Source organism: Methylobacterium aerolatum, assembly GCF_022179085.1.
Lineage (GTDB): Bacteria > Pseudomonadota > Alphaproteobacteria > Rhizobiales > Beijerinckiaceae > Methylobacterium > Methylobacterium aerolatum.
In genome coordinates, this window is sequence record NZ_BPQE01000011.1 from 67805 (window position 1) to 87620 (window position 19816).

The following is a 19816-nucleotide window of genomic DNA, read 5'->3' on the forward strand; positions in this document are numbered from 1 at the left end:
CCTCCGGGAACCCTCCTTCGGGCACCTTCTCCTCGCCTCGGGATGAGGGGGCGGGGCAGGAGAAGGCGGCCCGTCGATCAGGCCCGACGACGTGTTCAGCGCTCCAAGCGCGCGACCAGGCTCGACGTGTCCCAGCGGTTGCCGCCCATCGCCTGGACCTCCGCGTAGAACTGGTCGACGAGCGCCGAGACGGGCAGCTTGGCGCCGTTGCGGCGGGCCTCGTCGAGGAGGATGCCGAGGTCCTTGCGCATCCAATCGACGGCGAAGCCGAAGTCGAACCGGCCCTCGTTCATGGTCTTGCCGCGGTTCTCCATCTGCCAGGAGCCGGCGGCACCCTTGGAGATCACGTCGAGCACCGCCTCGACGTCGAGGCCGGCGCGCTTGGCGAAGTGGACGCCCTCGGAGAGCCCCTGCACCAGCCCGGCGATGCAGATCTGGTTCACCATCTTGGTGAGCTGGCCGGAGCCCGCCGGACCCATCAGGCGGCAGGCGCGGGCGAAGCTCTTGATGGCCTCCTCGACCTTCGCGTAGGTCTCGGCCTCGCCCCCGCACATCACGGTGAGGACGCCGTTCTCGGCGCCCGCCTGGCCGCCGGAGACCGGCGCGTCGATGAAGCCGAGGCCCTTCGCCGCCGCGGCCTCGGACAATTCGCGCGCCACCTCCGCCGAGGCGGTGGTGTGATCGACGAACACGGCGCCCTTCTCCATGCCGGCGAGGGCTCCGTCGTCCCCCAGCACCACGCTGCGCAGGTCGTCGTCGTTGCCGACGCAGGCGAAGACGATCGTCGCGCCCTTCACGGCCTCGCGCGGCGTCGCCGCGTGGGCGCCACCATTCGCCTTCACCCAGGCTTCGGCCTTGGCGCCGGTGCGGTTGTAGACCGTGACGTCGTGGCCCTTCTTGGCCAAGTGCCCGGCCATCGGGCCGCCCATCACGCCGAGTCCCAGGAAAGCGACCTTCGCCATCATCCGTCTCCACCCGAACGCCGCAGGGTCCGTCCATGCGGCCCGCGATCCCTCGACCGCCGGTCGGCGGCTGATGGCGGACCTATAGCGCAAGCCCGCCCCGGCGATACCGCGCCGCGCCGCCCCGGATGCAAAATTCAAAGGCGGCGGCGGGCGCCCCGCCCGCTGACAGACAAGGCCACCGGGAATGTCCCGGAGGGCCCGTCGGGAAATCTTTGCACGGTGAAAAATTTGCGGCACAAGGCGGCCAGATGACAGGCCCCGTGAGGGTCGGCAGACACGTGGGTCGGGGAGGCTCCGGAATGAGCGCCATCCAGAAGCACGGGCCCTGGGCCCTCGTCGGGGCGCTCGGCGCCGCCGCCCTCTCCATCGTCGCGATCGAGCGCGGCGAGGCCGTCAACGCCCTCTGGATCGTCGTCGCGGCGGTCTGCGTCTACCTCATCGCCTACCGGTATTACTCGAAGTTCATTGCCGACAAGGTGATGAAGCTCGATGCGAAGCGCGCCACCCCGGCGCTGCGCCACAACGACGGCCTCGATTACGTCCCCACCAACAAGAGCGTGCTGTTCGGCCACCACTTCGCGGCCATCGCGGGGGCGGGTCCCCTCGTCGGCCCGGTGCTGGCGGCGCAGATGGGCTACCTGCCCGGCATGTTGTGGATCCTGGCGGGCGTGGTGCTGGCCGGTGCGGTGCAGGACTTCGTGGTGCTGTTCGTCTCGATGCGGCGCGACGGGCGCTCGCTCGGCGAACTCATCCGCTCGGAGCTCGGCCCGGTGCCGGGCGTCATCGCCCTGTTCGGCACCTTCCTCATCATGATCATCCTGCTGGCGGTGCTGGCGCTGATCGTCGTCAAGGCGCTCGCCGAGAGCCCGTGGGGCACCTTCACGGTGATGTCGACGATCCCGATCGCCATCTTCATGGGCCTGTACACCCGCTACATCCGGCCGGGGAAGATCGGCGAGGTCTCGATCCTCGGCTTCGTCCTGTTGATTGCGGCCATCGTCGGCGGCGGCCAAGTGGCGTCGAGCCCGGTCTGGGGCCCGGCCTTCACCTTCACCGCCACGCAACTCTGCTGGATGCTGATCGGCTACGGCTTCGTCGCCTCGGTGCTGCCGGTGTGGCTGCTGCTCGCGCCACGCGACTACCTCTCGACCTTCCTCAAGATCGGCACCATCGTCGGCCTCGCGCTCGGCATCGCCTTCGTGGCGCCGAACCTGCAGATGCCGGCGATGACCAAGTTCGTGGACGGCACCGGCCCGGTCTGGGCGGGCAGCCTGTTCCCGTTCCTGTTCATCACCATCGCCTGCGGCTCGGTCTCGGGTTTCCACTCGCTGATCTCCTCGGGCACCACGCCGAAGCTCATCGCCAACGAGCTCGACGCGCGCTTCGTCGGCTACGGCGCGATGCTGATGGAGTCCTTCGTGGCGATCATGGCGCTGGTCTCGGCCTGCGTGATCGATCCGGGCGTGTACTTCACCATGAACTCGCCCGCCGCGCTGCTCGGCACCACGCCGGAGACCGCCGCCGCGGCCGTGACGAAGCTCGGCTTCGCGACGACGCCGGAGGTCATCACCCAGACCGCCGCGGATGTCGGCGAGCACACCATCATCTCCCGCGCCGGCGGCGCGCCGACGCTCGCCGTCGGCATGGCGCACATCATCTCCTCGGCCATCGGCGGCAAGGCGATGATGGCCTTCTGGTACCACTTCGCCATCCTGTTCGAGGCATTGTTCATCCTCACGGCGGTGGATGCGGGCACGCGGGCCTGCCGTTTCATGGTGCAGGACCTCGTGGGGCTCGTGGCGCCGGCCTTCAAGAAGACCGACGCCTGGGGCCCGAGCATCGTGGCCACCGGTATCTCGGTGGGGGCCTGGGGCTACTTCCTCTACCAGGGCGTCACCGATCCGCTCGGGGGCATCAACACCCTGTGGCCGCTCTTCGGCATCTCGAACCAGATGCTCGCGGCGGTGGCACTGACCTTGTGCACCGTCGTGATCTTCAAGATGAAGCGCGAGAAATACGCCTTCGTCACCATCATCCCTACGGCGTGGCTGTGCATCTGCACGCTGACGGCGGGCTACCAGAAGATCTTCTCCGCCGACCCGAAGATCGGCTTCCTCGCCCACGCCAACCGCTACGGCGCCGCCGCCGCCGAGGGGAAGCTCCTCCCCCCGGCCAAGACGCCCGAGCAGATGAGCCAGATCATCCTCAACGACCGGATCGACGCGGTGCTCGCCTGCCTGTTCATCGCCCTCGTCGTCGCGATCGCGGTGTTCGGCGTCCTGGCCTGCGTGAAGGCCCTGCGAGCCGACCGCTGGACCGCGCTCGAGACCGATCCCAAGATGATCCCCGCGGAGTGAGCCGATGGCGAGCGCGCAGAGCTTCCGGGACCAGTTGCGGACCCTGACGAAATGCGTCTGCGACGGCGCCCGGATGATGGTGGGGCAGGGCGATTACGGCGCCTATGCCGAGCACATCCGCCGGACCCATCCCGACCGGGAGCCGATGACCGAGACGGAGTTCTTCCGCAACCGGGAGAACGCCCGCTTCGGCGTCGGCAACACCTCCGGCTTCCGCTGCTGCTGAGGCGTGTACACTTCCCGCCGAGGCGCAACCGCACCTTGACTCGCGTGCCCGTCTCCCGGCCAACTCGAAGGGAGGTCGTCGTCCGCGCGCAAGCGCCCGCACGCGACGGCCTCTCCTATCGATCTTGCCGCATTGTCTCACGCCGGACCGGCATCCACCTCGGCCGGAAATGCGCAAACGGGAGAGGGGCATGAGCATTTTCCAGGACGCGATCCTCCGCTTCGGTCGGACGATCATGTCGTATGCCGGCGACGCGTTGTTCCTCCAGGCGGCCGTCTCGTCGGCGGCCAACGTCATCGTGGCCGATGGCGACGTGGCGGAGGAGGAGGTCGAGGCGGCCATCCTCGGCATCCGCGCCAACCCGATCCTCGAGAAGTCCTACGATACGCTCCGCGTGGAGCAGGAACTCTACGAGGCGATCAGCCGCGCCAAGACCCGCGCCGGGCGCATCGAGAACCTGCGCGCCGCCGCGGCCATCGCCGAACGGCCGATCGAGCAGCGTCAGGACGTCTTCCTGATCGCCGCCGACGTCGCCGACCTGGGCGGTATCAGCGACGTCGAGCACACGGCGCTCGATGAGATCGCCAACGCGCTCGAAGTGGATAAATCGGCGCTGCTGCGGTGAGCGTCCCTCCTCTTCGCGAGTAGGAAGAAGTAATCCAGGACAGTGGGACATCTCCGAACGAAGCGTGTCCCTGAATTGCTTCGCCGCGCTTGCACGACGATCGCGTTTCTGGCGGAAACAACTTTAATGGCGGCTGCGGCGACAGAAGTCGAGTGCTTACGAGGGCGGGTGTGGTAGCTCATCTCGGTTGCTCGCAGGGCCGGGAGATCGCATGGGCCTCGTCCTCTACGCCCTGAAGTTCCGCATCACGACCTACGTGCTGGCGGTGCTCATGATGCTCGGCGGCCTCGGCGCGATCATCGTGACCCCGAAGGACGTGCTGCCGGTCGTCGACATTCCCGTCGTCGTGGTGGTCTGGACCTATACGGGCCTGTCCACGCCCGAGATGGAGACCCGGGTCACGACCTATGCCGAGTTCGGCATCTCCAACAACGTCAACAACATCCGGCGGATGGAATCGACCACCCTTCAGGGGACGGCGGTCCAGAGGATCTATTTCGACCCGAGCGTGAGCATCAACCTCGCCATCGCGCAGGTCGTCTCCTCCACGAACTCGATCCGCGCCGCCATGCCGCCGGGCATCCAGCCGCCGGTGATCGTGCGCTACTCCGCCTCGTCGGTGCCGGTGATCCAGCTCGCCCTGTCCTCCGCGCGCCAGAGCCTGAACGAGATCTACGATTACGCGCAGTACCGCATCCGCCAGACGCTGGCGCAGGTGCCGGGATCGACCCTGCCCGCGCCCTTCGGCGGAGCGCCGCGTCAGATCATGGTCGATCTCGACCTCAACGCCCTCCAGGCGCTGGGCCTCACGCCGCTCGACGTCACCAACGCCATGACGGCGCAGAACCTCACCGTCCCCTCGGGCCTCTCGAAGATCGGCGAGCAGCAATACCCGATCCAGCTCAACGCCACCCCGCCGTCGATCGAGGCGCTCAACACCGCGCCGATCAAGGTGGTCGCCGGGCAGCCGGTACTGGTGCGGGACGTGGCCTATGTCCGCGACGGCGGTCCGCCGCAGATCAACGTGGTGCGGGCGGACGGCAGCCAGGCCGTGCTGATGCAGGTCATCAAGAACGGCAACGCCTCGACGCTCAACGTGGTCAACAACGTCAAGGCGGCGATGCCGGTGATCCATGCCGCCGCGCCGGAGGGCATGAACATCAAGCTGCTGTTCGACCAGTCGGTCTTCGTCTCGAACGCCATCGAAGGCGTGTTGCACGAGGCGGCGATCGCGGCCGCGCTCACCGGCCTCGCGATCCTGCTGTTCCTCGGCTCATGGCGTTCGACGGTCGTCGTCCTGATCTCGATCCCGCTCTGCGTCATGACCTCCCTGGCGGTGCTGGCGGCCCTCGGGGAGACCATCAACGTGATGACGCTCGGCGGCCTCGCCCTGGCCGTGGGCATCCTCGTGGACGATGCGACGGTCGCCATCGAGAACACCTACCGCCTGTTCGAGGAGGGCGAGGAGTTCCGGGAGAGCGTCGTCCACGGCGCGGCGGGCATCGCCAAGCCGGCTTTGATCTCGACACTCTCGATCTGCGCCGCCTTCACCGCCGTCTTCGCCCTCACCGACACGCCGAAATACCTGTTCACGCCGCAGGCGCTCGCCGTCGTCTTCGCGATGCTGACCTCCTACCTGCTGTCGCGGACGCTGGTGCCCCTGCTGATCGACGTGATCGTCGCGCCGGAATACGCGGCCAAGCACGCCAAGGATCGCCACGAGACGGCGGCGGCGCCTCGCAAGACGCGGATCGGGCGGGCCTTCGGCGCCGTCACCGCTCCGTTTCTCCGGTTCGCGAAGGCGTTCCACGGGGGCTTCGAGCGGCGCTTCACCCGGTTCCACCGGAGCTATGTCGGGCTGCTGCACGCCATCCTGCGCCGCCGGGCCGTGACCGCCATGGTCACCGCCGCCGTCCTGGCGCTCGGCGGCACGCTCTTCGTGTTCACGGGGCAGGATTACTTCCCCGAAATCGAATCGAGCCAGATGACCATGCACCTGCGCGCCCGCGCGGGCCTGCGCATCGAGACGACGCAACAGGTCTTCGCGCAGGTCGAGGACGTGGTGCGCGAGATCATCCCCGAGGCCGAACTGGAGCAGATCCTCGACAATATCGGCGTGCCGTCGATCAACTACAACTTCGCCTTCTCGGATGGCTCCTTCGTCTCGTACAACGACGGGCAGATGCTCATCAGCCTGAAGGAAGGCCATGGGTCGGTGGCGGGCTACAAGAAGCGCCTGCGCGCCGAATTGATGCGGCGCTTCCCCGATCTGATCGTCTACTTCCAGCCGGCCGACATCATCACCCAGATCCTGAACTTCGGCGTCATCACGCCGATCGACGTGCAGGTCTCAGGGCGCAACAAGGAGAAGGACCTCGAGGTCGCGCAGTCCATCGTCCGCCGCCTGCGCGAGACCAAGGGCCTCGTGGACGTGCATCTGCAGCAGATCGTCAACGTGCCGCAATTCTACGTGGATGTGGACCGGCGTCTCGCCTCGGAACTCGGGCTCACCGAGCAATCGGTGGCGCAGAACATGAACATCTCCCTCTCCGGGAGCTATCAGGTCACGCCGAACTTCTGGCCAGACCCGAAGACCGGCATCCCGTACCAGCTCTGGGTGCAGACCCCGGAATACCGGAACGCGTCGCTCACCGACCTGCGCAACACGCCGCTCTTCGTGCGCGCCGCGGCCACGCCGGGGGCCGGGCCGGGAGTGCTGACCCTGCTCTCCAGCGTCGCGGACCTGCGCCGGGTGCCGACGCAGACGGTGATCAACCACGTCAACATCCAGCCGACCTTCGACATCTTCGCCTCGGTGCAGGACCGGGATCTCGGCTCCGTCGCCCGGGAGATCGACCGGATCGTGCAGGAGGAGCAGAAGAACCTGCAGGCGCCGGACAAGATCACCGTGCGCGGGCAGATCGAGAACATGCGCTCGGCCTTCTTCCGCCTCGGCATCGGCCTCGGCATCGCGCTGATCGCCGTCTACCTGCTGATGGCGGTGAACTATCAGAGCTGGGGCGACCCGTTCGTGGTCATCGCCGCCCTGCCCATCGCCTTCTGCGGCATCACCACCGGCCTGTTCGTCACCGGCACCACCTTCTCGATTCCCTCGATCTTCGGGGCGATCATGTCGGTGGGCATCGCCTCGGCGAACTCGATCCTGCTCGTCACATTCGCCAAGGAGCACCGGGAGGCGACCGGGTGCAGCGCCGCCGAGGCCGCCATCGCGGCGGGCGAGACCCGGCTGCGGCCGGTGCTGATGACCGCCTCGGCCATGTTCCTGGGGCTCATCCCAATGGCGCTCGGCACGGGGGAGGGCGGCGAGCAGAACGCGGCGCTGGCCCGCGCCGTGATGGGCGGCATCGCCTTCGCGACGCCCGCGACCCTCCTGCTGGTGCCCTTCCTCTACACGGTGCTCCGCGCGGGCGAGGGCGCGGGACAAAAGGTCGAGGATTACCTGCGGGATGGGGAAGGGGAGGTGGCTTGAGGGTCCGGCCGAGAAGCCGGGTCCTCTCATCAACTCCCTCGTCCCGCGTGTCTCGCCAGAAAGGTCGTCGAGATTGCCGACACCCTCACCGTCATTGTGAGGAACGAGGTAATCCGTGGCGGCGGGACGCTCGCCGAGGTGGCGAGTCCCCAGATGGCCTCGCCTTCGCTTGCCATGACGGTGATGGTCTGACGGCCTGCCGAGACCTTTCGAGTCAAGCGTCCTCAACCGCCGTCAGGGATCGTGATCGCGGAGTGGGCGTCAGGCGGCGGTCTGAACCTTCGCGATCGCGGACTCGAAGGCCTGGAAGGCGGCCGTCGCCTCGTCCCAGCGCGAGGCCGTGACGTGCCCCATCATCGCCTTGCACTGCGTCCGGGCCTCGGCGAGGGCGGCTTCGATGGCGGCCGGGTAGGCGGGGTCGGAGGGAACCATGCCCTGATCGACGTCGGCCGGGCGCTGGCCAACCAACACCGCGGCGAGGCGGCGGCGCCACGCAGCGCAGTCGGCAGGCAGGCGGGCGACGCGCATCTCGGGCAGCTCGCTGCTGTGGCGGGCGAGGAGGGTCTGGCTGAGGGCCTCGATGCGATCGATCCGCGCGATGGCATCGCCGATCTCGGTGCCCGCCTTCCCGGCGCCGGCGGCGACGCGGCCGACGCTCTCGGCGATCTCGCTCGTCGCCTGGATCTGCTGGTCGAGGAGGGCGGAGGTGGCGCGGGTCTCGGCGGCCACCGTCGCGACCTTGCCGCTCTCGTTCGCGAGGCGGCTGCTCGCCTGGGTCATGGCGGAGGAGCCGGCCTTCACCGCGTCCCGGCTCTCGGTCACCGCCTCCCGCATGGCGGTCATCTCGTCGCGAAGATGCTTGATGCGCTGATGGATCTCGTCGGTGGCGCGGGCCGTCTGCGCTGACAGGGCCTTCACTTCGGCGGCGACCACGGCGAAGCCGCGACCGGCGGCTCCGGCGCGGGCGGCCTCGATGGTGGCGTTCAGCGCCAGCAGGTTGGTCTGGCCCGAAATGGCGGCGATGGCGCCGGCCATTTCTTCGATGCGGGCGGCGGCCTGCGAGAACCCGTCGAGGCGGCGGCCGATTTCGTCGGTTCCGCCCTCGATGCGGCGCATGCCGTCGGAGGCCCGGTGGAGATCCTCGGCGCAGGAGCCGATCCCGGTGCTCGCGGCCTCGGCGCTGTCGGCCATGTCAGCCGACCGGGTCGCGATCTCGCGGGTGGTGGCGGCCAGTTCCTCGGTGGCGGCGGCCATCAGGCGCGCCTGCTCGGCCATGCCGGTGGCGTCGAAGGCCATCCAGCCGAGTGAGGTGCCGGCCTCCGACGCGGCGGCGGACAGACGGGCGGGGAGGGCGACGGCCTCGCGGTCGATCGGCACGACCACCGGCGCCGCGCTCACGGCGGCTACGGGCGTTTCCACCACGGTCGCCGGAGATACCTCCTGGCGAGCAGCTGTCTTTTTTTTGGCGAGCGTGAACATCCGGCTGTCCCGCGACAATGCAATCTGGAAGCCGCACTATCGCAGGTTGTTATTAAACGAATGGTTCATCTCAAAAGTGAGCATCGCGGTGGGTTTCCCGCGCTGCTCGAATATCGGTCATATCGCGGAAGCCAGAAACACCGGCCCCCGGAGCGATTTGACAGCGGCCCTACTCGCCGGTGAGGGCCGCCTTGGTGCGCGACCACCAGCCCGCCCGCTTCGGACGGTTCGGGTCCGACGGCGGGCTCAGAACTACCGCCACCGGCTCGGCCGGGGGCGTGGTGGCCAAGGCCTCGGCGGGGGCACCCTGCGCGGCGGGCGCTTCGGGCGCGGCGTCGGCCCGCTCCGCTGCGGACGCCTCGGCGGGAGAGGACGCCTCGGCGACCTGCTCGGCGGTCACGGGGATCTCGGCCTCGGCCACGGCGGGATGCATCGGCGCAGCCTCGACGGCCTCCAGCACCTCGGCGCTCACCGGCTCCTCGGCGGAGAGGCCGGCCTCGGCCGTGGCGGCCGCTTCCTCGGACCCGGTCTCGCCGTCGCGCGATCCGCCGCGCTCGGCGCGGCCGCGACCGCCCCGGCGTCCGCGACGGCGGCGCCGGCCCTTCTCGTCCTCGCCCTCGCCGGGGGTGGCATCCGCGATCTCGGCGCCGGCCTCGGCCTCCGCCTCGACGGTGGCGGGCTCGGCCGCGTCGTCCTCGCCCTCATCCTCATCCGACTCCGCGTCGGATCCGGCCTCGCGGCCCTCCTGCCCGTCGGAGCGACCGCCACGGCGGCGGCGGCGACGGCGGCGGCGGCGACCGTCGCCCTCCTCGCGGGTGTCGTCGCGGGTGTCGTCGCGGCCCTCGGCGGCGACCTCACCCTCGGCCTCGTCCACCGTCTCCGCTTCGCCGGTTTCGATCTCGGTGTCGTCGTCCTCGAACTCCATGGCCGGGGAGATCGCGGTCGCGCGCACGCCGGTGACCGGACCCTCGGCCCGGTAGGCGGGCTCGCCCCGGTCGAGCTGGAAGGCGGAGGTCGGGGGCAGGCGCTCGTCGGCGGCGATGGTCACGGTGACGCCGAACCGCATCTCGATCTCGTGCAGGTGCGCCCGCTTCTGGTTGAGGATGTAGAGCGCCACCTCCGTGCGGGTGCGCAGGATAAGGTTGTAGGCCGCCGACTTGAGCAGCGCCTCCTCGATCGAGCGCAGGATGTGCAGCGCCACGGAGGCGGTCGCCCGCACGAAGCCCGAGCCGCCACAATGCGGGCAGGGGATGGAGGACGATTCGAGCAGGCCGGTGCGGATGCGCTGGCGGCTCATTTCCATCAGGCCGAAGGGCGAGATCCGCCCGACCTGGATGCGGGCGCGGTCGTTCTTCAGGCAGTCGTTCAGCTTCTTCTCGACGGCGCGGTTGTTCCGCTTCTCCTCCATGTCGATGAAGTCGATGACGATGAGGCCCGCGAGATCGCGCAGGCGCAACTGCCGGGCGACCTCCTCGGCGGCCTCCAGATTCGTCTTGAGGGCCGTGTCCTCGATGTCGTGCTCGCGGGTGGCGCGGCCCGAGTTCACGTCGATCGAGACCAGCGCCTCGGTCGGGTTGATGACGAGGTAGCCGCCCGACTTGAGGGAGACGTGGGTCGAGAACATCGCGTCGAGCTGCGCCTCGACCCCGAAGCGGGCGAAGACCGGCGTGGTGTCGCGGTAGGGCTTCACGACCTTCACTTGGTCGGGCATCAGCATCCGCATGAAGTCCTTGGCTTCACGGTAGGCGTCGTCGCCTGCCACGAGGACTTCGTCGAGATCCTTGTTGTAGAGGTCGCGGATCGCCCGCTTGATGAGCGAGCCCTCCTCGTAGACGAGGCTGGGGGCGATCGAGGACAGGGTTAACGCCCGGACCGATTCCCACAGGCGCATCAGGTATTCGAAATCGCGGGCGATCTCCGGCTTCGAGCGCGAGGCGCCGGCCGTGCGCAGGATGACGCCCATCCCCTCGGGCACGTCCAAGTCGGCCACGACCTCCTTGAGGCGCTTGCGGTCGGCGGCGGACGTGATCTTGCGGGAGATGCCGCCGCCGCGCCCGGTATTGGGCATCAGCACGGAGTAGCGGCCGGCCAGCGACAGGTAGGTGGTGAGGGCCGCGCCCTTGGTGCCGCGCTCCTCCTTGACCACCTGCACGAGGATGATCTGGCGGCGCTTGATCACCTCCTGAATCTTGTAGTGCCGGCGCGGGGCGCGGGGCCGATCCGGGATCTCGGCGAGGGCATCGCCGTTGCCGCCGACCTGGGCGATCTTGGGCTCGGCGTCGGGATCGTCGGAATCCTCCTCGCCCTCGTCGTCTTCGCCCTCGTCGTCTTCGCCCTCGTCCTCGTCGTCCTCGTCCTCGTCGCCGTCCTCGTCGTCCTCATCCTCCTCGTCGGAATCGGACTCCTCCTCCTCGGCGTCCGAGGCGGACACGGAGTCGGCGGCCTCGGCCGGGGCGGCCTCGGGCGCGTCCGAGGCGGACACGGAGTCGGCGGCCTCGGCCGGGGCGGCCTCGGGCTCGTCCGCGGCGGTCAGCTCCTCGGCGAGGGCGATCCGCGCCTCGGCGGGAATCTCGGCGTCGAGTTCGGTCGAGGCGGCGACGGGCTCGCCGGTCGCAGGCTCGGCCTCGGCGGCGGACACGCCTTCGCCCGCGAGTTCCTCGCGCACGGCTTCCGCGTTGTCGTTCAGGGTGTCGGGCATATCCGCGGCGCGGAACTCCTCACCCGCGACGGGGGCCGCGCCCTCGGCCGGGGCAACGGCCGGGTTCTCGCCCGAGAGGGTCTCGGTGGTGTCCTCGGCGCTCACGGTCTCGTCGCGGCGCGAGCGGGCCTCGGCCCGGCGCCCACGGGAGCGGCGTGGCGAGCGGCGGCGGCGCTCCTCGCGCTCGCGGTACTCCTCGGCCTCGCGGGCCTCCTCCTCCAGAAGGGCCTGCCGGTCGGCCAGCGGGATCTGGTAATAGTCGGGGTGGATCTCGTTGAAGGCGAGGAAGCCGTGGCGGTTGCCGCCGTATTCCACGAACGCGGCCTGGAGCGACGGCTCCACGCGCGTGACCTTGGCGAGATAGATGTTGCCGCGCAGCTGTCGCCGGCTGGCGGATTCGAAGTCGAACTCCTCGACCTTAGAACCTTGGACCGTGACGACCCGGGTCTCCTCCGGGTGCATCGCGTCGATGAGCATCTTGTTGGCCATGACGAACTCTCGGCATGGCGGCCGACGTCTCGCTCCGTGCCCGGAGCCCCGGCGGCGCCTTGCCCGGCGGCGATTCAGCCGGGCGCGGGGCCGGCCTCGTTGCCGAGGCCACGGGGAAGGGGGATGGGATTGTGCCGTCAACCGCCTGATGGCGCCCTGGGCGCCTGGGGTTGAAAATGGCCGGGCGGATGGCGAGGACGGCGCGGGGCGCCGTGCGTGCGAGCGGGGCACGAGCAGCGGCAAGCGGTGCTGTGCGTCCCTCCATCTTCTCCCGACCTCGCGAAAGCATCTCGACCGGTCTTAAGGGCCGGCCGTGAATTCCAAAGTGCGGCGAACTCCGCCGCGACGTCCGACACCTGTCCGGTCGGTCAAATGGTCCGCCGTCGCCTGCGCGGGTGAAATACCCGCTGCAACGCCGCGTCCGCCTTCTATAGAATTCGGCCGCGTCCGCGAGTCGCAGTTGCGACCGGCGTGACCGGAAAGGGGTCGATACCATTACTGACCGTGGCCGCGGTTTGGCAAGGGGCGCCCGCACGAATGCGCCGTCCCCTCGCAAGAATGGGTCACGCGATTGTCACTCGGCCGCCTCCAGGCGGGGGGGGACGGCCGTGAGCGCGGCGGGCTTCGGGCCGCCCGTCGCCCAGTCCAGGAGTTCCACCGTGTGAACGATGGGGATGGCGGTGCCCTTTCCGATCTGCGTCGCGCAGCCGATGTTGCCGGTGGCGATCACGTCGGGCCGGATGCGCTCGATGTTGGCGACCTTGCGCGCCCGCAGCCGCCCGGCGATCTCGGGCTGGAGGATGTTGTAGGTTCCGGCCGAGCCGCAGCAGATATGGCCCTCCGGCACCTCCTTCACGGTGAAGCCGGCGCGGGTGAGGAGCGCCTTCGGCTCCGTGCGGATGCCCTGGCCGTGCTGCATGGAGCAGGCGGAGTGGTAGGCGACGACGAGGTCGCTCTCCACCGTCGGCGCCCCGAGGTCGAGGGTGGCCACGAACTCGGTCACGTCCTTGGCCAGCGCCGAGACCCGGGCCGCCTTCTCGGCATAGGCCGGGTCCTCGCGGAACATGAAGCCGTAATCCTTGATCGTCGTGCCGCAGCCGGAGGCGGTGACGAGGATCGCGTCGAGCCCCTTGGCGATCTCGGCGTCCCAGGCGTCGATCGCCTGCTTGGCGTGGGCGTGGGCCGAATGCTCCTTGCCCATGTGGTGGGTCAGCGCCCCGCAGCAGCCCTCCTGCGCCTGCACCACCTCGACCCCGTGCCGGTTGAGAAGGCGGATGGCCGCCTCGTTGAAATCCGGCCGCAGCACGCTCTGCGCGCAGCCGCGCAGCAGGGCCACGCGCTTGGTGGCTTTGCCCTGGCGGGGCGGAAAGGTGCCGGGGCGGTCGAAGGCGTTGCGGCCGGGCATGGTGGCGGGCGCGAGGTCGAGCATCGCCGCGAGGCGGTTGCCGAGTTGCGGCACCCGCGCCACCACGCCCCGGAAGGGCTGTCCGAGCTTGGCGCCCCAGAGGGCGAGGCGGAACCGGCCGGGATAGGGCAGCACGAAGGCCAGCACCGCCCGGAGCAGCCGGTCGCCCAGGGGGCGGTCGTAGGTCTTCTCGATATGCGTGCGGGCATGATCGACGAGGTGCATGTAGTGCACGCCCGAGGGGCAGGTGGTCATGCAGGACAGGCAGGACAGGCAGCGGTCCACGTGCCGGACCACCTCGGCGCTCGCCGGCTTGCCGCCCTCCAGCATGTCCTTGATGAGGTAGATCCGCCCGCGGGGGGAATCGAGCTCGTCGCCGAGCAGGAGGTAGGTCGGGCAGGTCGCCGTGCAGAAGCCGCAATGGACGCAGGTCCGCAGGATCTTCTCCGAGGCCGCCATGGCGGGGTCGGCGAGTTGGGCGAGGGTGAAGTTGGTCTGCACGGGTCGATCCTAGGTCCCTTCCCTCACCCTCGCGGGGGAGGGGAAAACTGGTCACACGCCCGGATACATCCGGCCCGGATTGAAGATTGCCGCCGGATCGTGGGCCGCCTTGATGCCCGCGCTGATCCGCATCAGCGCCTCGGCCTGCGGCTCGAAGACCGGCACGGCGGCGCGCACCGCATCGGGCGCCCGCACGAGGGTGGCGTGGCCGCCATGGGCGCGCACGGCGTCGCGAACGGCCCCGGCGCCCGCATCCCCCGCCGCGGGGGTGGCGAGCCAGATCAGGCCGCCGCCCCAGTCGTAGAACCACCGGGCCGGGCACCGGGCGCCGATGGCGGCGGCCACGGCGGGGCCCTTGGAGGGCGCGGTCGAGATCCGCCACAGGGCCTCGCCGGGGGGCTCCGCGAGCGGTGCGGCGTCACGCACCGCCCGCCACAGGGCGGCGCCCTCTTCGCCCTCGATCACGCCGGGGGCGCCATGGCGCTTCAGCACGCGCTTCAATTCCCCGATCCGGTAGGCGATCGAGTCCGAGAATCCTTCGAGGCGCATCAGCGTCCGCGCCTCGCCCCCGCCAATCCCGGCGGGCAGGTGGGCCGCGCCGGTCAACTCGAAGGGCGAGCCCAGGGCCGCCGCCAGGGCCTCGACGGCGCGGGCGTCGTCGAGGCCGGTGAGCACCAGGGTCGCCACCCGCTCGTTGACCGGGAGCACCTTGAAGATCACTTCGGTGAGGAGGCCCAGCGTGCCGTGCGCCCCGGCCATGAGCTTCACGAGGTCGAGGCCGGTGACGTTCTTCATCACCCGGCCGCCCGACTTGATCGCCTCGCCCTTGCCGTTGACGAAGCGCACGCCGATCAGGCTGTCGCGGGCCGCCCCGGCATTGATGCGGCGGGGACCGGAATTGTTGATCGCCGCCACGGCGCCGATCGTCGGCTCGCCCGTGGTGCCGTAGAGGCCGCGGTAGTCGGCGGGCTCGAAGGTCAGCATCTGGCCGCGGGAGGCGAGGAGCGCCTCGACCTCGGAGAGCGGCGTGCCGGCGCGGGCGCCGATCACCATCTCGGCGGGCTCGTAGAGCGTGATGCCCGTGAGACCCCGGGCCGAGAGCGTCGCCTCGTCCTGCGCCGGGCGGCCGAGGCCGGCCTTGGTGCCGCCGCCGACGATCCGCAGCCGTTCCGCCTTCGCCGCCGCCGCGCGCACGCGCTCGCACGCCTCCGCCTCGGTTTCGGGCTCGTGACCGCCCATCGTTTCCCGCCCCCGCTCTTCTCTTTGGATCCGATCCAGAATGCGGGTGTCGCCGGAACGGTCGGCCCTGGCAAGACGGGCATCGGCGCGCACCTTTCAGACGGCGACGTTTCTCCCGTCCGCAGGGACAGACGGCGCGACCGGAGCGCCGATGGACCGGCGCGGGCTTCCCGGCGCATAAGAGTACGACACCGACGACGGCGTTCCTCACTGGGTTCCGACCATGGAGAAGATTGCAGCGAGCATCGCGCAGATCGCGGCCGAGGCCGTCCTCAGGGCCCAGGCCGAGGCACGCGCGCCCCTCGTCCTCCCCGCACCGCTGATGGCCGCCGTCGCGGCGTGGATCGCCGCGCAGCCGGAGCCGAAGCCAAGCCCGCAACAGGCCGTCGAACGGGCGGTGGCGGAGTGGCTCTCGGCCCAGGGCTTTCCGGCGGGGTAATTCTGAAGCCGCCGCTACCGTCATTGCGAGCGCAGCGAAGCAATCCAGGGGCGGGAGGGCCGCTTCTCGATCTTGGCGCTATTCTGGATTGCTTCGCTGCGCTCGCAGTGACGGCGAGTGGTGTGCGGCAGCCTGCTACCCCGTCCGCGAAGGTGCCGCCTCCGCCGCGCCTGGCGGCGTCGCCGCATAGCGGGTCATGAAGAGCGTCACCGCCTCGCCCACCCGCGCCTCGATGGCCTTCGCCGTCATCGGATGCTTCGGCCGACGCAGCAGGCCGACGAGGGGTTCGTTCCCGAGGACCGAGCCGAGGAACAGGGAGGCCGCCAGCGCGGCATCGTCCCCATGGAACTCGCCGCGGCTTTTGGCCGCCGCCAGATAGCCCGTCAGCAGCCGGTTCGTGCGCTCGGGGCCCGCCGTGTAGAGGGAGAGGCCGAGGTCCGGGTTGCGGACCGTCTCCGCGATCACGATCCGCAGGAGGGCGACGGTATCGGGCGTCGTCACCGCCGTCAGGAGGTTGCGCCCGAGATGGGTCAGAACCGCCGCCATGCCGGCGCCGCTATCGACATCTCCGTCAAGGGCACGCCGGAGCTCCGCCGTCCGGGCGAGGACGATCTCGATGAGCAGGTCGTCCTTGCTCTTGAAGTGGCGGTACAGGGTTTCCTTCGAGGCACCGGCCGCCGCCGCGATGGATTGCATCGTGGTCTCGGTGAATCCCTGGCCGAGGAAGGCCCGTTCCGCCACGATCAAGATCTCGTGACGGCGCCGTTGCCCCCGGGGCACCCGTGGCGGGCGATGCCTGTGGGGAGTGTCGCCCGCCGTTGACATCATCCGATCCGATTCATCTTATAACCGTACTTATCGGTTCGGTTAGGGAGGGGCAATCGCCGCCCGTCCCGCGGACCAGTCAATTCCGCCGCCGAGGGCGCGGGATCGGGAACGAGCAATCGACATGCGCGAGGACGACGAGGCGTTCGGGCAGCGGCCGGGTCGCGACCGGCCGAGCTACCGACGCCGGGACTATCTCGACGTCGGGGCCGCCCGCGACGACCGGGACCGTGAGGACGCAGACCGCGACGGCCGTCCCGCCGGGCGGAACGAGGGCGCGCGCCCGTCCTCCGAGCGGCGGCAGGACGAGGGCGGCAAGCGCCCGTCCTCCGAGGGCGAGGACTCGAAAGGGGAAAAGGGCGCGCAGAAGGACGAGGGCGGGCAAAACGACGAGGGCGAGGCCCGGCGCAAGTCCCGCCGGCCCCTCGTCATCGGCATCGCGGCGGTCGTGATCCTCGCGATGATTGGCGGCGGGGTCTATTACTGGCTCTCGACCAGGGGGAAGGCCTCCACGGACGACGCCTATACCGACGGCAACATCGTCACCATCGCGCCGCAGGTCGCGGGCCAAGTCGTCAGCCTGGACGTGACCGACAACCAGTTCGTCCACAAGGGCGACCCGCTGTTCCACATCGACGCCCGGCAGTACGCCTTCGCGCAGGAGCAGGCGCAGGGGCAGCTCGACACCACCAAGGCGCAGGCGGACAGCCAGAAGCTCGGCGTGGAGATCGCCCGCAAGAACTTCCCGGCCGCCCTCGAATTGGCGAAGGCCAATCTCGATTCGGCGAAGGCCAACCTGCAGCTCCAGCAGGCGAACTACGACCGGCAGAAGAGCCTGCCGAAGCTCGCCACCACCCAGCAGGAGGTCGATACCACCGCCGCGAACCTCGCCCAGGCCAAGGCGCAGGTGGAGCAGGCCCAGGCGCGGGTCATCCAGGCGGAGCCGGTCAAGCAGAACATCGGCCAGTCGGAGGATCAGCTCAGCCAGATCCAGGGGCAGATCGAGCAGGCGGAAGGGCGCCTCGACCAAGCGAAGCTCAACGTCGAGTGGACGGTGGTGCGCGCCCCGCAGGACGGCTGGGTGACGCGGCGCAACGTGAATGCCGGCAACTACATCTCCGCCGGCCAGCAGGTCATGTCGCTCGTGACGACCGACATGTGGGTGACGGCGAACTTCAAGGAGACGCAGCTCGACGGCATGCGGCCGGGCCAGAAGGTCTCGATCGCCATCGACGCCTATCCGGACCTCGACCTCCAGGGCCACGTCGATTCGATCCAGCGGGGCTCCGGCTCGAAATTCTCGGCCTTTCCGGCGGAGAACGCCACGGGCAACTTCATCAAGATCGTCCAGCGGGTGCCCGTGAAGATCGTGATCGATTCCGGCCTCAAGAAGGACGAGCCGCTGCCGCTCGGCATCAGCGCGGAGCCGACGGTGATGCTCAAGTGAGCGGCGCGGTGGACCAAGCCTGGAAGCCCCGAGCCAACCCGTGGTTGATCGCCGTCGTGGTGACGATGGCGGCCTTCATGGAGATCCTCGACACCACCATCGTCAACGTGGCGCTGCCCTACATCGCCGGCTCGCTGGCGGCCTCCAGCGACGAGGCGACCTACACGCTCACCGCCTATCTCGTGGCCAACGGCATCGTGCTCACCATCGCCGGGTGGCTCTCGGACACGATCGGGCGGAAACGCTACTTCCTCATCTGCATCGGCATGTTCACGGTGGCGTCCCTGCTCTGCGGCCTTTCCCAGAGCCTCGGGCAGATCATCGTGTTCCGGTTGATGCAGGGGTTCTTCGGCGGCGGCCTCCAGCCGAGCCAGCAGGCCATCATCCTCGACACCTTCCCCCCGGCCAAGCGCGGGGCGGCCTTCGGCGTGACGGCGGTGGCGACCGTCGTGGCCCCGGTCCTGGGGCCGACGCTGGGCGGCTACCTCGTGGAGCATCTCGACTGGCGGTGGATCTTCTTCGTCAACGTGCCGGTGGGCATCCTGGCGGTGATCCTCAACTTCATCCTCGTGGAGGATCCGCCGCACGAGCAGGCCAAGAAGAACCGCAAGCGCGGGATCGACTATATCGGTCTGTCCCTCATCGTCATCGGCATCGGGTGCCTCCAGATCGTGTTCGACCGGGGCGAGGACGACGGCTGGCTCGGTTCGCCCTTCATCGTCACCATGACGATCATCGGCGGGCTCGGCGTGTTCTTCGCCATCTGCTGGCTGCTGACGGCCAAGAAGCCGATCATCGACCTCGACGTGTTCCGCGACAAGAACTTCGCCATCGGCTGCATCCTCATCGGCGCCATGGGCTTCGCCCTCTACGCCAGCGCCGTGATCATCCCCCAATTCGCGCAGAACGTGCTTGGCTACCCGGCCCTGCAATCGGGGCTCATCCTCTCGCCGGGCGGGGTGGTGGTGATCATCCTCATCCCCATCGTCGGGCAACTGATGAAGGTGGTGCAGACCCGCTACCTCGTGATGTTCGGCTTCTCCCTGATGGGCGTAGCGTTGATGTATTCGAGCAAGCTCACGCCCGATATCGACTTCAAGACTCTGGTGATCATGCGCTCCCTGCAGACGGCGGCGCTGGGCTTCCTCTTCGTCCCGATCTCGACCATCGCCTACCTCACCCTGCCGCAGCACTACCGCAGCGACGGGGCGGCGCTGTTCTCCATGTTCCGCAACGTCTTCGGCTCACTGGGGATTTCCCTCTCGACGGCGGCCGTCACCGAGCGGCGGCAAGCGGATCAGGCGCATCTGTCCGGCTTCATGACGCCGCTGCGGCAGGGCTACACCGCGCTCATCCAGGAGAGCGAGCAAACCCTGCGATCGCTCGGCCGGGCGGCCGGCTCCGTCCATCAGGAGGCCGTGGCGCACACCTACCAGATGTACCAGAAGCAGGCCTCGATCCTCGCCTACGGGAACGTCTTCCAATACACGGCGATCGTCGCCTTCCTCGTGGTGCCGTTCTGCTTCCTGATCTCGGCCAAGACCGCCAAGGGCGGCGGTGGCGGAGGGCACTGACATGGCGATCCGCATGCCGAAGAGCCGATCGAATCGGTCCCCGATGTCCCTGTCATT

Annotated in this window: 13 protein-coding genes; 7 read left to right on the forward strand and 6 right to left on the reverse strand. The window is 69.2% G+C overall.

The features are described from left to right. Positions 1-95 precede the first annotated feature (95 nt). A complete protein-coding gene (locus MFF06_RS07185) occupies positions 96-962 on the reverse strand; it encodes an NAD(P)-dependent oxidoreductase (protein ID WP_238202447.1) in 867 nt (288 codons plus the stop codon). Positions 963-1264: 302 nt separating this feature from the next. Here MFF06_RS07185 and MFF06_RS07190 point away from each other — a divergent pair, with 302 nt between their 5' ends. The 4 genes from MFF06_RS07190 (at position 1265) to MFF06_RS07205 (ending at position 7663) form a co-directional block, all read left to right on the forward strand. Next, positions 1265-3322 (forward strand): carbon starvation CstA family protein, encoded by a 2058-nt coding sequence (locus MFF06_RS07190; RefSeq protein WP_238202448.1) that lies wholly within the window; start codon positions 1265-1267, stop codon positions 3320-3322. Positions 3323-3326: 4 nt separating this feature from the next. Continuing rightward, positions 3327-3548 carry a YbdD/YjiX family protein gene (locus MFF06_RS07195; RefSeq protein WP_238202449.1) on the forward strand — a complete coding sequence of 74 codons (222 nt, stop codon included), beginning with the start codon at positions 3327-3329 and terminating at the stop codon, positions 3546-3548. A gap of 190 nt (positions 3549-3738) precedes the next feature. Then, positions 3739-4173, forward strand: coding sequence for a tellurite resistance TerB family protein (locus tag MFF06_RS07200; protein WP_238202451.1), 435 nt, complete (start codon positions 3739-3741; stop codon positions 4171-4173). A 211-nt stretch (positions 4174-4384) separates the two neighbouring features. Then, positions 4385-7663 carry an efflux RND transporter permease subunit gene (locus tag MFF06_RS07205; RefSeq protein ID WP_238202453.1) on the forward strand — a complete coding sequence of 1093 codons (3279 nt, stop codon included), beginning with the start codon at positions 4385-4387 and terminating at the stop codon, positions 7661-7663. Between the two features lie 261 nt (positions 7664-7924). Here MFF06_RS07205 and MFF06_RS07210 read toward each other — a convergent pair whose 3' ends face one another. From MFF06_RS07210 to glcE, 4 genes are all read right to left on the reverse strand, one after another. After that, the gene (locus tag MFF06_RS07210) at positions 7925-9082 is read right to left on the reverse strand and encodes a methyl-accepting chemotaxis protein (RefSeq protein ID WP_238202455.1); all 1158 of its coding nucleotides are present in this window, start codon (positions 9080-9082) and stop codon (positions 7925-7927) included. A 229-nt stretch (positions 9083-9311) separates the two neighbouring features. After that, entirely contained in the window at positions 9312-12329 is a 3018-nt protein-coding gene (locus MFF06_RS07215; RefSeq protein ID WP_238202456.1) for an Rne/Rng family ribonuclease, read from the reverse strand. 574 nt (positions 12330-12903) lie between these two features. After that, a complete protein-coding gene (gene glcF / locus MFF06_RS07220) occupies positions 12904-14235 on the reverse strand; it encodes a glycolate oxidase subunit GlcF (RefSeq protein WP_238202457.1) in 1332 nt (443 codons plus the stop codon). A 51-nt stretch (positions 14236-14286) separates the two neighbouring features. Further along, entirely contained in the window at positions 14287-15474 is a 1188-nt protein-coding gene (glcE, locus tag MFF06_RS07225) for a glycolate oxidase subunit GlcE (protein ID WP_238202458.1), read from the reverse strand. Between the two features lie 223 nt (positions 15475-15697). Here glcE and MFF06_RS07230 point away from each other — a divergent pair, with 223 nt between their 5' ends. Continuing rightward, complete coding sequence (locus tag MFF06_RS07230; protein WP_238202459.1) at positions 15698-15913, forward strand: hypothetical protein; 216 nt, start codon at positions 15698-15700, stop codon at positions 15911-15913. Between the two features lie 135 nt (positions 15914-16048). Here MFF06_RS07230 and MFF06_RS07235 read toward each other — a convergent pair whose 3' ends face one another. Beyond that, a complete protein-coding gene (locus MFF06_RS07235) occupies positions 16049-16654 on the reverse strand; it encodes a TetR/AcrR family transcriptional regulator (RefSeq protein WP_238202460.1) in 606 nt (201 codons plus the stop codon). Positions 16655-16862: 208 nt separating this feature from the next. Here MFF06_RS07235 and MFF06_RS07240 point away from each other — a divergent pair, with 208 nt between their 5' ends. Both MFF06_RS07240 and MFF06_RS07245 read left to right on the forward strand, forming a co-directional pair. After that, a complete protein-coding gene (locus MFF06_RS07240) occupies positions 16863-18185 on the forward strand; it encodes an HlyD family secretion protein (protein WP_238202461.1) in 1323 nt (440 codons plus the stop codon). Then, complete coding sequence (locus MFF06_RS07245; RefSeq protein WP_238202462.1) at positions 18182-19759, forward strand: DHA2 family efflux MFS transporter permease subunit; 1578 nt, start codon at positions 18182-18184, stop codon at positions 19757-19759. Before MFF06_RS07240 ends, MFF06_RS07245 begins: the two co-directional genes overlap by 4 nt. Positions 19760-19816: the final 57 nt, after the last annotated feature.